At 61.5% G+C, this 13,211-nt stretch carries 17 protein-coding genes; 8 read left to right on the forward strand and 9 right to left on the reverse strand.

The genetic code is table 11. The annotated features are described in order from the left end of the window. Window positions 1–89 precede the first annotated feature (89 nt). From OPU96_RS20175 to OPU96_RS20195, 5 genes are all read right to left on the reverse strand, one after another. On the reverse strand, window positions 90–461 hold the full coding sequence (locus OPU96_RS20175) for a glutathione S-transferase N-terminal domain-containing protein (RefSeq protein WP_192296930.1): 372 nt from the start codon (window positions 459–461) through the stop codon (window positions 90–92). 101 nt (window positions 462–562) lie between these two features. Further along, the gene (gene folE, locus OPU96_RS20180) at window positions 563–1,108 is read right to left on the reverse strand and encodes a GTP cyclohydrolase I FolE (RefSeq protein ID WP_003442011.1); all 546 of its coding nucleotides are present in this window, start codon (window positions 1,106–1,108) and stop codon (window positions 563–565) included. A 78-nt stretch (window positions 1,109–1,186) separates the two neighbouring features. Next, a complete protein-coding gene (locus OPU96_RS20185) occupies window positions 1,187–1,744 on the reverse strand; it encodes a Smr/MutS family protein (protein WP_032888029.1) in 558 nt (185 codons plus the stop codon). A gap of 75 nt (window positions 1,745–1,819) precedes the next feature. Continuing rightward, window positions 1,820–2,140, reverse strand: a complete 321-nt coding sequence (locus OPU96_RS20190) for a hypothetical protein (RefSeq protein WP_192296929.1) — start codon at window positions 2,138–2,140, stop codon at window positions 1,820–1,822. A gap of 136 nt (window positions 2,141–2,276) precedes the next feature. After that, window positions 2,277–2,867, reverse strand: a complete 591-nt coding sequence (locus tag OPU96_RS20195) for a cysteine hydrolase family protein (RefSeq protein ID WP_192296928.1) — start codon at window positions 2,865–2,867, stop codon at window positions 2,277–2,279. Window positions 2,868–3,106: 239 nt separating this feature from the next. Between OPU96_RS20195 and prmB the strand changes: the two genes are divergently transcribed. Further along, window positions 3,107–4,015, forward strand: a complete 909-nt coding sequence (gene prmB, locus OPU96_RS20200) for a 50S ribosomal protein L3 N(5)-glutamine methyltransferase (protein WP_498559552.1) — start codon at window positions 3,107–3,109, stop codon at window positions 4,013–4,015. A gap of 159 nt (window positions 4,016–4,174) precedes the next feature. Here the strand turns inward: prmB and OPU96_RS20205 are convergent, their stop codons facing one another. Both OPU96_RS20205 and OPU96_RS20210 read right to left on the reverse strand, forming a co-directional pair. After that, the gene (locus OPU96_RS20205; RefSeq protein WP_192296926.1) at window positions 4,175–4,981 is read right to left on the reverse strand and encodes a hypothetical protein; all 807 of its coding nucleotides are present in this window, start codon (window positions 4,979–4,981) and stop codon (window positions 4,175–4,177) included. Window positions 4,982–5,079: 98 nt separating this feature from the next. Further along, window positions 5,080–6,042: an alpha/beta hydrolase gene (locus OPU96_RS20210; RefSeq protein WP_305391279.1), complete on the reverse strand. Its 963-nt coding sequence runs from the start codon at window positions 6,040–6,042 to the stop codon at window positions 5,080–5,082. 143 nt (window positions 6,043–6,185) lie between these two features. On the opposite strand from OPU96_RS20210, the gene aroC reads away from it, so the two are divergent. The 4 genes from aroC (at window position 6,186) to OPU96_RS20230 (ending at window position 9,500) form a co-directional block, all read left to right on the forward strand. Further along, on the forward strand, window positions 6,186–7,277 hold the full coding sequence (aroC, locus tag OPU96_RS20215) for a chorismate synthase (RefSeq protein WP_192296924.1): 1,092 nt from the start codon (window positions 6,186–6,188) through the stop codon (window positions 7,275–7,277). Between the two features lie 64 nt (window positions 7,278–7,341). Next, window positions 7,342–8,499, forward strand: coding sequence for an MFS transporter (locus OPU96_RS20220; protein ID WP_305391278.1), 1,158 nt, complete (start codon window positions 7,342–7,344; stop codon window positions 8,497–8,499). Next, entirely contained in the window at window positions 8,496–9,026 is a 531-nt protein-coding gene (locus OPU96_RS20225; RefSeq protein ID WP_498559553.1) for a 1,2-dihydroxy-3-keto-5-methylthiopentene dioxygenase, read from the forward strand. Before OPU96_RS20220 ends, OPU96_RS20225 begins: the two co-directional genes overlap by 4 nt. A 210-nt stretch (window positions 9,027–9,236) precedes the next feature. Then, window positions 9,237–9,500: a response regulator transcription factor gene (locus OPU96_RS20230; RefSeq protein ID WP_192296921.1), complete on the forward strand. Its 264-nt coding sequence runs from the start codon at window positions 9,237–9,239 to the stop codon at window positions 9,498–9,500. Window positions 9,501–9,556: 56 nt separating this feature from the next. On the opposite strand, the gene OPU96_RS20235 is transcribed toward OPU96_RS20230, so the two are convergent. Both OPU96_RS20235 and OPU96_RS20240 read right to left on the reverse strand, forming a co-directional pair. Next, entirely contained in the window at window positions 9,557–9,835 is a 279-nt protein-coding gene (locus OPU96_RS20235) for a DUF3509 domain-containing protein (protein WP_010208870.1), read from the reverse strand. A 149-nt stretch (window positions 9,836–9,984) separates the two neighbouring features. Further along, window positions 9,985–10,191: a hypothetical protein gene (locus OPU96_RS20240; RefSeq protein WP_498559554.1), complete on the reverse strand. Its 207-nt coding sequence runs from the start codon at window positions 10,189–10,191 to the stop codon at window positions 9,985–9,987. On the opposite strand from OPU96_RS20240, the gene OPU96_RS20245 reads away from it, so the two are divergent. The 3 genes from OPU96_RS20245 (at window position 10,190) to OPU96_RS20255 (ending at window position 13,208) form a co-directional block, all read left to right on the forward strand. Further along, window positions 10,190–12,016, forward strand: coding sequence for a long-chain-acyl-CoA synthetase (locus OPU96_RS20245; protein ID WP_498559555.1), 1,827 nt, complete (start codon window positions 10,190–10,192; stop codon window positions 12,014–12,016). The two genes, OPU96_RS20240 and OPU96_RS20245, sit on opposite strands and share 2 nt — an antisense overlap. 112 nt (window positions 12,017–12,128) lie before the next feature. Beyond that, window positions 12,129–12,635, forward strand: a complete 507-nt coding sequence (locus OPU96_RS20250; protein WP_305391274.1) for an ankyrin repeat domain-containing protein — start codon at window positions 12,129–12,131, stop codon at window positions 12,633–12,635. A 42-nt stretch (window positions 12,636–12,677) separates the two neighbouring features. After that, window positions 12,678–13,208 carry a hypothetical protein gene (locus OPU96_RS20255; protein WP_192296917.1) on the forward strand — a complete coding sequence of 177 codons (531 nt, stop codon included), beginning with the start codon at window positions 12,678–12,680 and terminating at the stop codon, window positions 13,206–13,208. The last annotated feature ends 3 nt before the right edge of the window (window positions 13,209–13,211 follow it).

Consider the following 13,211-nt stretch of genomic DNA (forward strand, 5'->3'; position numbering starts at 1 on the left):
CGAATGCGGTGTGTCAGTTGAAATATCTGTGACTGACACACCGCATTCGCGAGCAAGCCCGCTCCCACATTTTGATCTGTGCCAGCCTGTCAGATCGCGGCAAACCGCTTGTCCAGGTAATCAATGATCACCTTGGAGTCATACATCCACGTGACCTGGCCATGTTCTTCAATGCGCAGGCACGGCACCTTGATCTTGCCGCCTTGCTCCAGCAGGGTCTGGCGGTCCTGTTCGTTGTTTTTCGCGTCCTTCAACGCCACCGGCACATTCAGGCGGTGCAGGGTGCGGCGGGTCTTCACGCAGAACGGGCAGGCGTGGAACTGATACAGCGTCAACTCCTTGGCCGCTGCGTTGACCTGAGCCTGTTGCTCGGCCGAACGCTGCTTTTTGCTTGGGCGCGTTAGAAAGTCGCCCGCGATGATGATGTGGCCGAGGCCCACACGAAGTGCTTTGACGAACATGGCTGAAACCTCTTGCCCATGAAGAAGGGGCCGCAGCTTACCTGATTTCTGCAGGCGAAAAAAAACCGACGATGAACGCCGGTTTTTTCCTACCCAGCCGCTTACTTGATCAGGCTGAGGAATTCGCTGCGGGTCGCCGCGTTTTCGCGGAACTCACCCAGCATCACCGAAGTGATCATCGACGAATTCTGTTTCTCCACACCACGCATCATCATGCACATGTGCTTGGCCTCGATCACCACGGCCACGCCCAGGGCGCCGGTGACTTGCATCACGGCATCGGCGATCTGGCGGCTGAGGTTCTCCTGGATCTGCAGGCGGCGCGCGTACATGTCGACAATCCGCGCGACCTTCGACAGGCCCAGCACTTTGCCGCTCGGGATATACGCGACGTGGGCCTTGCCGATGAACGGCAGCAGGTGGTGTTCGCACAACGAGTACAACTCGATGTCCTTGACCAGCACCATTTCGCTGTTGTCAGAGCTGAACAAGGCACCGTTGGTGACTTCTTCCAGGGTCTGCTCATAACCGCGGCAGAGGTACTGCATCGCCTTGGCGGCACGCTTTGGCGTGTCGAGCAGGCCCTCGCGGGAAACGTCCTCGCCGAGTTGGCCGAGGATCGCGGTGTAATTCTGTTCCAGGGACATGAAACTACCTGTGGGATTTTTGCAAAGCGCAAGGTTACGGTGGCGGACACAACGCTGCAAGCCTGACGATGGCACCGGTTACTCGTCACGCCCTTCCATCATGGTGCGCTTGAGCATCACATACACCGCACCGGCCCCACCATGGCGGGCCTGGCATGAGGTGAAGCCGAGCACTTGGGCATGCTGGCGCAGCCAGGTGTTGACGTGGCTTTTGATCATCGGGCGCTTGCCATCGAGCCGCACGGCCTTGCCGTGGGTGACGCGCACGCAGCGGATCTCGAATTTGGTCGCTTCGGCGAGGAAGGCCCAGAGGGTTTCGCGGGCTTTCTCCACGGTCATGCCGTGCAGGTCGAGGCTGCCTTCGAAGGGGATCTGCCCGACCTTGAGCTTGCGCATCTGGCTTTCCTGCACGCCGTCGCGGGCCCACATCAGTTCGTCTTCGGGGCCGACATCGATCACGAACTGGTCCGACAGGCCATCCACGGTGGTGGCATCGGTGCGCACGGTCGCGGCCTGGCGCAGCTTGGCGATCTGCGCGCGGTCGGCCTTGGGTTTGCCGGTGTCGGCACGGTCGTGCTTGATCGGCTTGACGCCGCGCAGCTCGTTTTTGAACAGGGAAAAATCGTCGTCTTGCATGTCAGCCTCCGCGAAGGGCGGGCAGTTTACCTAAATCGCGGCGGCCAGGGCGCAGGAAACGCTATCCAAGCGCCATCAGTCGTGCTTTTTCATCAGGTGTGCGGAGATGTTCAGCGACAACGGTTGGCGCATTTTCCGACGGCTGCGTCGCCACAACCACACTCCCAACCACAGTACCAGCAGCCCGGTCCCCAGCAGAATCGCCGAGCCGCCGGGGCTGGCATTCAGTTCGCCAAGGGCCGGTGAGTGGCCAAATAAACCGGCGCCACCAGCACCGGCCAACAACAGACCTACGATCGCCAGCAGCGCAGCAAAGCCCGCCACCAGGCGCAGACGCCAGTTGCTCGGGCCCTTGGGGCGCAAGCGACGAGCATCAAAACCATCGGATATCTTCATTCCGACCTTTCCTCCAGGGTATCGGCCCTTCGACCGGACAATACACAGGTTGTTCCGGGGGGAGGGCTAAATGCGCCAAATGAGAAGGCTTTGCGGATGAGCGGGGCCATAAACACGCCGCTCACCGGCAGGACGATCAGATCAGATCTTTGGTCAACGCGAGGGTGGCGAAGTTGTCGGCCATGATGGCCATTTCGGTTTGCTGCACGTGTTCGGCGCTCAGGATGCCACCTTTGTAGGGCAGGTCGCGGGTGGCGCAGGCGTCTTCCACCAGGGTGCAGCGAAAGCCCAGGTTCTTGGCGGCGCGCACGGTGGTGCTGACGCTGGAGTGGCTCATGAAACCGGCCACGATCAAGTCCAGGGACCCCAGGTCTTGCAGGTGTTTTTCCAGGCCGGTGCCGTGGAAGGCGCTGGGTAGCAGCTTGCCGATGATGGTTTCGTCGCCCACTGGCTCAAGGCCAGGAATGAACTCGCCGCGCTCGCCCTGAGGGTCGAACAGGCCGCCGACGGTGCCCAGGTGACGCACATGCACAATCGGGCGCCCGGCGTGGCGCGCCGCTGCAACCAGTTGCTTGATGTTGTCGACCGCGGCGTCCATGCCCGAGAGGGCGAGTGGGCCGCTGAGGTATTCCTTCTGGGCGTCGATGATCACGAGGGTCGCATGGTTGAGATTGGCTGCTGCGTAACCGCGACCGCTGAGTTGAAACATCGTCTTTGGAACGGACATTCTGGGGCTCCTGTGAGGGGGGCTTTTGCGACATTGTCCACTGGCTGAGCGGTTCTGTGAATCGCTACCATCGTAAGGTACGCCGTTGTTGACGTGCAGCGATGTCAAGAGGTGGGCTTGTTTAACGCAATGATGGCAATTTGGATGAAATCCGACGGATGGCGGCGGCGTTTCGTACATCGTCGGTACAGGCGAAGGCTGCTAGAATCGCCAGTCGTTTTTTCCAGGAGTCTGCCCCCGTGATCACTTCCCGCCTGCGCACCTTGCGCGACCACATCCGTTGGGCTGTCAGCCGTTTCCATGGGGAAGACCTGTTTTTTGGCCATGGCACCGACAATGCCTGGGACGAAGCCCGCCAATTGGTGCTTGGTGCCTTGAATTTGCCGTGGGAAATTGCCGACAGCTACCTGGACTGCAATCTCGAAGAAGAGGAAGTCTCCCATGTGCAGCGCTTGCTGCATCGCCGTATCCACGAGCGTGTTCCTACCGCCTACCTGTTGAAGGAGGCGTGGTTCTGCGGCATGTCGTTTATCGTCGATGAGCGCGTGCTGATCCCGCGCTCACCCATTGGCGAGCTGATCGAAAACCGCTTCGAACCCTGGCTGGCCCAGGCGCCGGCACGCATTCTCGACCTGTGCACGGGGTCCGGTTGCATCGGTATCGCCTGTGCTTACGAGTTCCAGGACGCCGAAGTGGTACTGGCTGACCTGTCCTTCGAAGCGCTGGAAGTGGCCAACCAGAATATCGAGCGCCATGGCGTCGATGAGCGCGTCTACACCGTGCAGGGTGACGGTTTCGATGGCCTGCCGGGCCAGCGCTTTGATCTGATCGTGTCGAACCCGCCGTATGTGGACGCTGAAGACTTCGCCGACATGCCCGACGAATACCAGCACGAGCCTGAGTTGGGCCTGGCCTGCGGTGACGATGGTTTGAACCTGGTGCGGCGCATGCTGGCCGAAGCGGCGGATCATCTGAACGAGAAGGGCCTGTTGATCGTTGAAGTGGGCAATAGCCAGGTGCATGTCGAGGCGTTGTACCCGGAAGTCGACTTTGCCTGGCTGGACTTCCAGCGCGGTGGGCACGGGGTGTTCATGCTGACGGCGGAGCAGTGCCGCCAGCATCAGGCGGTGTTTGCCGCCAGGGTCTGACCCGTCTATCCCTGTAGGAACAGGGGCAGTGTGGGAGCGGGCTTGCTCGCGAATGCGGTGGACCAGTCATCGGATGTATTGGCTGATCTACGGCTTTCGCGAGCAAGCCCGCTCCCACACAAGCCCGTTTCCACAGGTTGATTGCATTTCACCCCGCTGTCAGCGGTGCGTGGCAATCCAGATCAGCAGCCCCGCCTGGAACACGGTAAACGCCACCAGGCAGGTAATGGTAAAGCGCAGCCCGCTGTCTTCGCGCTTGAACTTGGTGACCTTTTCCTCTTCCTTGCGCAGCTTGATTTCCTGCTCCGCCAGGTTCTGCTCAGCCTGTTGCAGCATCTGCGCCGCTTCAAGGATCTCGACGAACTGCACCTTCTCGGTGTTCCAGCTCTCTAGCACATCGCCGACCTTGCCCGGCTGCACGTTGCCCTTGAGGTGCTGCACATCGGCGTAGGCCACATCAAAACCGTGGACCCGCAGGAAGTGGTCGCGACGCAGGCGCGTTGCTTCGTTCAGCGCGTCCTTGTTGGACAGGTCTACGCCGTCGATGCGGTAGCTGGCCCATCGTTTCTTCGCCCACGCCGCGCCTTGGGCCACCAGGAAGCGCCCCAGGCCGCGGTTGGGCGGTTCGATTTCGAGGCTGTTGCCCGGGCCGAAGTGCACGCGGTGTTTATCGTGATCAACCCACACATCCAGGTGATTCTGCTCGCGGCGCACCCGTTGCCCCGGCAACTGGATGACCATGCGCAACAGGCTGTGATGCGCGTCATTGCGCTCGGCATAGCCAAATTGCACGAAACGCAGCGGCCGCACGCCGGTCGCACGGTCGGTGGCCAGGGGCGCGAGGCGCAGCATCTTGAAATGCTCGGCCTGAACATCCGCCCACGGCAGGGGCGCCGCGTCGACGGCCTCGGTGTTTTCAGCCTTGGTGTCGGCGGTGGGTTCCGGTGTTGCTTCTGTGGTTGTCATGCGGCGCGATCCTGTCCAAGCCCTGCAAGTCGACAGTCTTTTTGCGGTCGACACCCGCTTATCGGCCGCTTTCTGCAGGACTGGAGGCAAATTGTCGCTTAACGGGGCTGAAGTCCGGCGATAAAGCGCACCACGCGGTTGCCCAGCTCGGCGGCGAGGGGTAATTGCGGGTTGTTGTAGGAGGCCAATTGCTGCTTCACGTCGTTGGGCACGATGCGCATCACGTGGTTCATGCCCTCAATCAGCACGAGCTGCGCGTCGGGCTTGGCCTGCTTCAGTTGCCGGGCATCCGCCACGCCTACCTGGATGTCGTTGGTGCCCTGGATGATCAGCGCCGGCATATCCAGTCTGGCAAAGGCGGCCGATGGGTCGGCGCGGAACAGGCTGATCAGATACGGTTGCACACTCGGTCGGAAAATACCTTGCAACGGGTCCGGTACGTCCGCATCCACCTGGCCGGCCTTGAGGTGGTCGAGGATTTGATTGCTGCGCAGCAGCAGGGCAGGGGGCAGGTGATCGGCCAACTGTTGGCGGATCACCTGATCGACTGGCCTTGCACTGCCGGACAACGAAATCACTCCCGCCGGTTCCAGCTGCGGCGCGGCGAGGGCCGCGACCAATGCACCTTCGCTATGTCCCAGCACGACCAGCGGGCCCATGCGCGGGTCGGCCTTGAGCAGCTTGCCCCAGGCCACGGCGTCGGCCACGTAGGCGTCGAGGGTCAGGTTGCGTTCGTCGGGGGTGGCGGCCAGGCTGGCGGCGACGCCGCGCTTGTCGTAGCGCACGCTGGCGATGTTGTGCCGCGCCAGTACCCAGGCCAGGCGCTTGAGGCTGTCGTTGCGGGCGCCGTCGGCGCTGTTGCCATTGCGGTCGGTGGGGCCGGAACCGGCGATGATCAGCACCACTGGCACCGGTTTGTCGGATTGGGGCAGCAGCAATGAACCAAACAGCTCGCCGCTGCCGGTGTCCAGGCTGATCGGCCGTTGCAGCACCACGGGGGAGGCGGCATGGGCCACGGCGGTAAACAGGGTGAGGGTCAGCAGTAAAACTCGAAGCATCATCGCGCCATCATCGTAGGAGGTGCCGGTTCGACCAATGTCTACCCGGAAGGTTTCGAGGATGAACTAGTCGGTTGGCCCGCGTATACTGGCGCGCTTGGTTATCACCCCTGAGTGATTACAACTGATTTCACGGAGCGCCCTGCATGTCCGGCAATACCTTCGGCAAGCTGTTCACTGTCACCACCGCGGGCGAAAGCCATGGCCCGGCGTTGGTCGCCATTGTCGACGGCTGCCCGCCCGGCCTCGAGCTGTCCCTGGAAGACCTGCAGCGTGACCTCGACCGCCGCAAGCCCGGCACCAGCCGCCACACCACCCAGCGCCAGGAGCCGGACGAAGTCGAGATCCTCTCCGGCGTGTTCGAAGGCCGCACCACCGGGTGCGCCATCGGCCTGTTGATCCGCAACACCGACCAGAAGTCCAAGGACTACTCGGCGATCAAGGACCTGTTCCGCCCGGCCCACGCCGACTACACCTACCACCACAAATACGGCGAGCGCGACTACCGTGGCGGTGGCCGCAGCTCGGCGCGCGAAACCGCGATGCGCGTGGCCGCGGGTGCCATTGCCAAGAAATACCTGGCCACCCAGGGCATCGTGATCCGTGGCTACATGAGCCAGCTGGGCCCGATCGAGATCCCGTTCAAGACCTGGGACAGCGTCGAAGACAACGCCTTCTTCAGCCCCGACCCGGACAAGGTGCCGGAACTGGAAGCCTACATGGACCAGTTGCGCCGCGACCAGGATTCGGTCGGCGCCAAGATCACCGTGGTTGCCGAGGGCGTGAAACCGGGCCTGGGCGAGCCGATCTTCGACCGCCTCGACGCCGAACTGGCCCATGCGCTGATGAGCATCAACGCCGTGAAAGGAGTGGAAATCGGCGCCGGCTTTGCCTGCGTGTCCCAGCGCGGCACCGAGCACCGTGACGAGCTGACCCCGCAAGGTTTCCTCAGCAACAATGCCGGCGGCATCCTCGGTGGCATTTCGTCCGGCCAGCCGATCGTGGCGCACCTGGCGCTGAAGGCCACGTCGAGCATCACCACGCCGGGCCGTTCCATTGACGTACACGGCAACCCGGTGGACGTGATCACCAAGGGGCGTCATGACCCGTGCGTCGGCATCCGTGCCACGCCGATTGCCGAAGCCATGATGGCCATCGTGCTGATGGACCACCTGCTGCGCAATCGTGGGCAAAACGCCGACGTCCGCGTCGACACCCCGGTGCTGGGCCAACTGTGACAGCCTGTTGTGGCGAGGGAGCTTGCTCTCTGTGGGCTGCGAAGCAGCCCCAACCCCAACAGACATGACGCTCCCCTACTGGCGCCTCTCCAGCTTCTACCTGTTCTATTTCGCCTTGCTGGGGGCGACCGCGCCATTCCTGGCCCTGTACTTCGACCACCTGGGATTCACCAGCGCGCGCATCGGCGAGCTGGTGGCCATCCCCATGTTGATGCGCTGCGTGGCGCCCAACCTGTGGGGCTGGCTCGGCGACTACACCGGGCGGCGCCTGGCCATCGTGCGGTTCGGCGCGGTGTGCACCCTTATCAGTTTTTCCCTGATCTTCGTCAGCAAGACCTACGCCTGGCTGGCCCTGGTTATGGCTCTGCACGCCTTCTTCTGGCATGCGGTGCTGCCGCAGTTTGAAGTGATCACCCTGGCCCACCTGCAACAACAGACCGCGCGCTACAGCCAGATCCGCCTGTGGGGTTCCATCGGCTTTATCCTCACCGTGGTCATCATGGGGCGCCTGTTCGACTGGCTGAGCCTGGATATTTACCCGGTGGTGGTCGTGGTGATCATGGCCGGCATCATCGGCGCCAGCCTGTGGGTGCCGAACGCGCAACCCGCCAGCCACGGCAACCGCTTGGCCGGCGATGGTTTCCTCAAGCAATTGCGCAGCCCTGGCGTGCTGGCGTTTTATGCCTGCGTGGCGCTGATGCAAATGAGCCATGGCCCGTACTACACCTTTCTTACGCTGCACCTTGAACATTTGGGCTACGCCCGTGGGGTGATCGGCCTGCTCTGGGCGTTGGGCGTAGTGGCTGAGGTGCTGATGTTCCTGGGCATGAGCCGCATCCTCACGCGCTTTTCCATCCGTCGGGTGCTGCTGGCGAGCTTTTTGTTGGCGGCGCTGCGCTGGTTGCTCCTGGGCACGTTTGCCGAATTTTTCTGGGTGCTGTTGCTGGCGCAGGTGATGCATGCCGCCACCTTCGGCAGCTTTCATGCGGCGGCGATTGCCTTTGTGCAACGCAGCTTCGGCGCCAAACAACAAGGCCAGGGCCAGGCGCTGTACGCCGCACTGGCTGGCACCGGCGGCGCGCTGGGCGCGTTGTACTCCGGCTACAGCTGGAACCTGTTGGGGCCGACCCTGACCTTTAGTATTGCCAGCATCGCGGCGCTGGCCGCCGCCATTATCATTGGCCTTCGATTGCAAGAGCCCAACAAAGGAACCGTGCAATGAGTTATGTCGCCGTCTACCACGTTGCTTCGCCGGATACCCCGAACAAAGTCCTGACCCACCTCGATGACATCGCGGTGACGTTGGCCGAGCATGGCGTGCGTTTCGAGCGTTGGCAGCCGAGCCCTATCGAAAAGGGCGCCAGCGACGCGCAAATGATCGCGGCGTACCAGGCGCAGATCGACGCTTCGGGTTATGCAGGCGTACAAGTGTTCAGTGTCAGCGGCGATCATCCGCAAAAGGCGCAGCTGCGTGCGCAGTTCCTCGATGAGCATCGTTACAGTGAAGACGCCGCGTGTTTTTTCCTCGCCGGCCAAGGCTTGTTTAGCCTGCACATTGGCGACTACGTGTACGCCGTGCGTTGTGAGAAAAACGACCTGCTGGTCGTCCCGGCCGGATTGCCACATTGGTTTGACATGGGGGAGAACCCGCACGTAGTGGCACTGCGTTTGTTCAATGCAACGACTGTCCGGGTCCCCGAGTTCAGCGGCGATGACATTGCCCGACGGTTTCCCGGTTTGGATGACTAAGCACTAATCCTTGAATGTTCAACCCTGGCAAGGTGGAAGTTTCTGTGGGAAGTGCCTTATTTAGTTGTAGGGTTCGGATGTTTATTGTTGACCCTACGCACTAATACTATTCGTTATGTAACGCTCTCCGGCCTCAGTGTTTATATCGCCTGTCAATAGGAGCAATCCGAAGGGTGATGGAGCATCAGCTAATAAAAAGGAGAGCACCTCATGAGCGTCCCCGAGGAATCGTTGCCGTATTCCGTGCCCACCGCTGTGAGAAGACGTCTGAACTTGTCCGGCAAGCCCTTGACGCCCACGGAGCGGGTCATCCTGCGATGGGCTTCGGAGGGCAAGACCGTCTGGGAGATCAGCCAGATTCGCAGCACCTCTCAAGCCACGGTCAAGTTCCACCTGCGCAATATCTACGGCAAGCTGGACGTCAACAACCGCGTACAGGCGCTGAATGCAGCGGCACGCCAAGGGCTGTGCTGAACCGAAAAAAAAGGCCGCGACACCTGGGGGCGTCGCGGCCTTTTTGTACCTGTCACTCAGGCTGAGTGATAAGTCGGCAAGGCAAAGCGGTTCTGGCTTTGCAGCATGGAAATCTGCGGCAGATCGCTGGCTTGTTCGGCCAGGTCGCGGCGAATCGCGCTGATCACCCACGTCAGTTGGTCGGCGGTGTGCAATTGCTGGTAAGAGATCGAGCGCTTGACCTGCTTGCCTTCGCTGTTGCGCAGGGTCAACAGGATGCCGCCGTCGGGACGTGGCTGAGTGGTGACGTCGTAGTTGGAGAATACTGAAGCGAATTTATCTTGGATCAGGCTCATGTCTATCAGCTCCGTTGGCTCAAGTTGGCAAGCATGGAGTGATAGGTGCAGTGATTGTGCCATCTAGTGATATTGAAAAATATCGTTATAAATCAATAAGATATAAAAAATGGAAATTTTCGTTTTCGTGCAATTTGCATGAATGGCCATCATGCATCCTGCATTTTGCGCTGCTCAGGGCGGTGCTTTGGCGTGCCGATATGTTTAAAGACTGCCTGCGCGTCGCTAAATTCCTTTTTTTCATGGCCTGCCCGATGGGATACAAAACTTTTCAAATCCCGCGTGTACAGCGCCAGAACGGCTGACGTATTTTCCTGCAACGCATACGAACAATAAGAAAAAGGACGTTCCTCCATGAGCCACCCGCAAAACGACATGATCAGTTGGGGCATGCTGCTGCGTAAGGTGCCCGCCATTGTTCGCGCCTTGCCGCGGGTCCTGCGTGGCATGCGTGCCGCCAACGTCACCGACCCGGCGCAGCCCTGCGGCCTGGGCTGGCACTTCGAGCAGGCCACCTTGCGCAATCCGGACGGCATCGCGTTGTTGTACGGCGATCAGGTGCTCAGCTACCGCGAAACCAACCGCCGCGCCAACCGTATCGCTCATCACCTGCAGGCCCAAGGCATCCGCAAGGGTGACGTGGTGGCGCTGTTTATCGAAAACCGTCCCGAATTGCTGCTGAACGTGCTGGCCGTGGCCAAGATCGGCGGCGTCTGCGCGATGCTGAATACCGCGCAGACCCAGGCCGCGCTGGTGCACAGCCTGAACCTGGTGAGGCCGGTGGCGATTGTGGTGGGGGCGGAATTGGTTGGGCCCTATGACGCGGTACGTGAACACGTGGCGATCCCGGCCGAGCGCACCTGGTTTGTCGCCGATCAGGCCTCGAGTGCGCTGCCTGCGGGTTATGTCGACCTGCTGGCCGCCAGCGCCGAGAGCCCGGAGGGCAACCCGGCCAGCACCGCGCAGATCTTTTTCAATGACCCCTGCTTCTATATCTACACCTCCGGCACCACGGGCCTGCCCAAGGCCGGCATCATGAAGCACGGGCGCTGGACCAAGACCGCCGTCAGTTTCGGCAGCATTGCCCTGGACATGGGCCCGGACGACGTCCTCTATTGCACCTTGCCGCTGTATCACGCCACCGGCCTGTGTGTGTGCTGGGGCTCGGCGATTGTCGGCGCGTCGGGTTTCGCCATCCGGCGCAAATTCAGCGCCAGCCAGTTCTGGGACGATGTGCGCAAGTTCAACGCAACCACCTTGGGGTATGTCGGCGAGTTGTGCCGCTACCTGCTCGACCAGCCTGCCAGCGCAAACGACCGTGACAACCGCGTGACCAAGATGGTCGGCAACGGCCTGCGTCCCGGCGTGTGGGCGCAGTTCAAGCAGCGCTATGGCGTCGAGCATATCTGCGAGTTGTATGCCGCCAGCGACGGTAACATCGGCTTCACCAACGTACTGAATTTCGACAACACCATCGGCTTTTGCCTGCAACACTGGGCGCTGGTGGACTACGCCCACGACAGCGGTGAGCCGTTGCGTGGCAGCGATGGCTTTATGCGCAAGGTGCAGACGGGCGGGCAGGGCCTATTGCTGGCGCGCATCGATGAAAAATCCCCGTTCGATGGCTACACCGATCCGGAAAAGAACCGCAAGGTAATCCTCACCGACGTGTTCGAGAAGGGTGACCGTTACTTCAACACCGGCGATTTGCTGCGCAGCATCGGCTTTGGCCATGCGCAGTTTGTCGATCGCCTGGGGGACACCTATCGCTGGAAGGGCGAGAACGTCTCCACCACCGAGGTCGAGAACATCCTGCTGCAACACCCGCAGATCGCCGAGGTGGTGGCCTACGGGGTGGAGATCGAAAACACCAACGGCCGCGCAGGCATGGTTGCGATTACCCCAAGCGAGTCGCTGGCTTCGCTGGACATGCGCGAGTTGCTGCAATTTGCCCACGGCCAGTTGCCGCACTATGCGGTGCCGCTGTTCCTGCGGATCAAGGTGAAGATGGAGACCACCGGGACCTTCAAGTACCAGAAGGTCAAGCTCAAGGAGGAGGCGTTCGACCCGGACAAAGCCGGAAACGACCCGGTCTACGCCTGGTTGCCGGGCTCCGACTGCTATGTGCCGGTGACCGGGCAGTTGTTGGCGCAGATCCAGGGCGGCCACTTCCGTTATTAAAAGCCGCGTTATTGATTCTGCCTATGGCGGCTTTTGGCAAAAAAACCATGACAGTGAGGAACTCCGTAGCGACACTGGCGCCCTATACAGCATCAGACAAGGAGCCCCTCACATGTCCAAACAAATGACCGAAACCGAAGCCGCCGAATTTGCCGAACAGGTCTTTGATGTCGCGCGCCGGGGCGACGCCGCGATGCTCGCCGCGCTGCTGGCCAAGGGCTTGCCGGCCAACCTGCGCAACCACAATGGTGACACCTTGTTGATGCTCGCGGCGTACCACGGCCATGCCGAAGCGGTAAAAGTGCTGCTGGAATTCAAGGCCGACCCGCAGATCCCCAACGACAAGAACCAGCTGCCGATTGCCGGCGCCGCGTTCAAGGGCAACCTGGACGTGGTCAAGGCGCTGATCGAAGGCGGCGCGCCGGTGGATGCGGCGTCTTCCGATGGGCGTACCGCGTTGATGCTGGCGGCGATGTTCAACCGCGTCGAAATGCTCGACTACCTGCTCGGCCAGGGCGCCAACCCCCAGGCCGCTGACGCCCAGGGCGCCACCGCACTGGCGGCGGCACACACCATGGGCGCGGTGGATACGGCGGCGCGCTTGCAGAAACTGGTGTAGGCTACGCGCCCTCGAAAACCCGCCCGCCACAGGACCATCGCCATGAAAACCGCCCTCGTCGAACTCATCAGCAAAATCAGCGCCGGCGTCATGGGTGAGGACGAGGTGGCGCGCATCGCCGACGAAGCGGCCCAGGCCTACGCGGACCCGGCGGCGTTTCTGGCGGCCAACCCGGACATCAACTACGACGACAGCTTCCCGATCCCACTGGGTGAATGGGTTGTGGTCGGCAGCCTGCCGGACACCGTGCTGTTCCAGGCCGACACCTATGGCGACCTGTTCGCGCAGATCGTCGCCTCCTTCGGCCCGGGCGTGGCGTTCAACCTCAAGCCCAAGCAACTGGCCAAGACTGAAGCCCTGACCGCACTGAACCGCATCCAGATCCAGATGAGCGCCCTGAGCCCACAAGACGGTGGCTACGTGCTGCTCAACTTCAGCGAATTGCTGGATGACGAGATCCAGGCGGTGCTGGTGTACGGCAACGACCTGCCGCGCGTGCTGGAACTGTGTGCCGAAGTCGGCATCAAGGCCGAGCCTTCGCTGGAAGCTCTACGAATCGCCCTACACGTCTGAAAT

The sequence above is a fragment of the Pseudomonas sp. RP-B7 genome, from assembly GCF_059803535.1.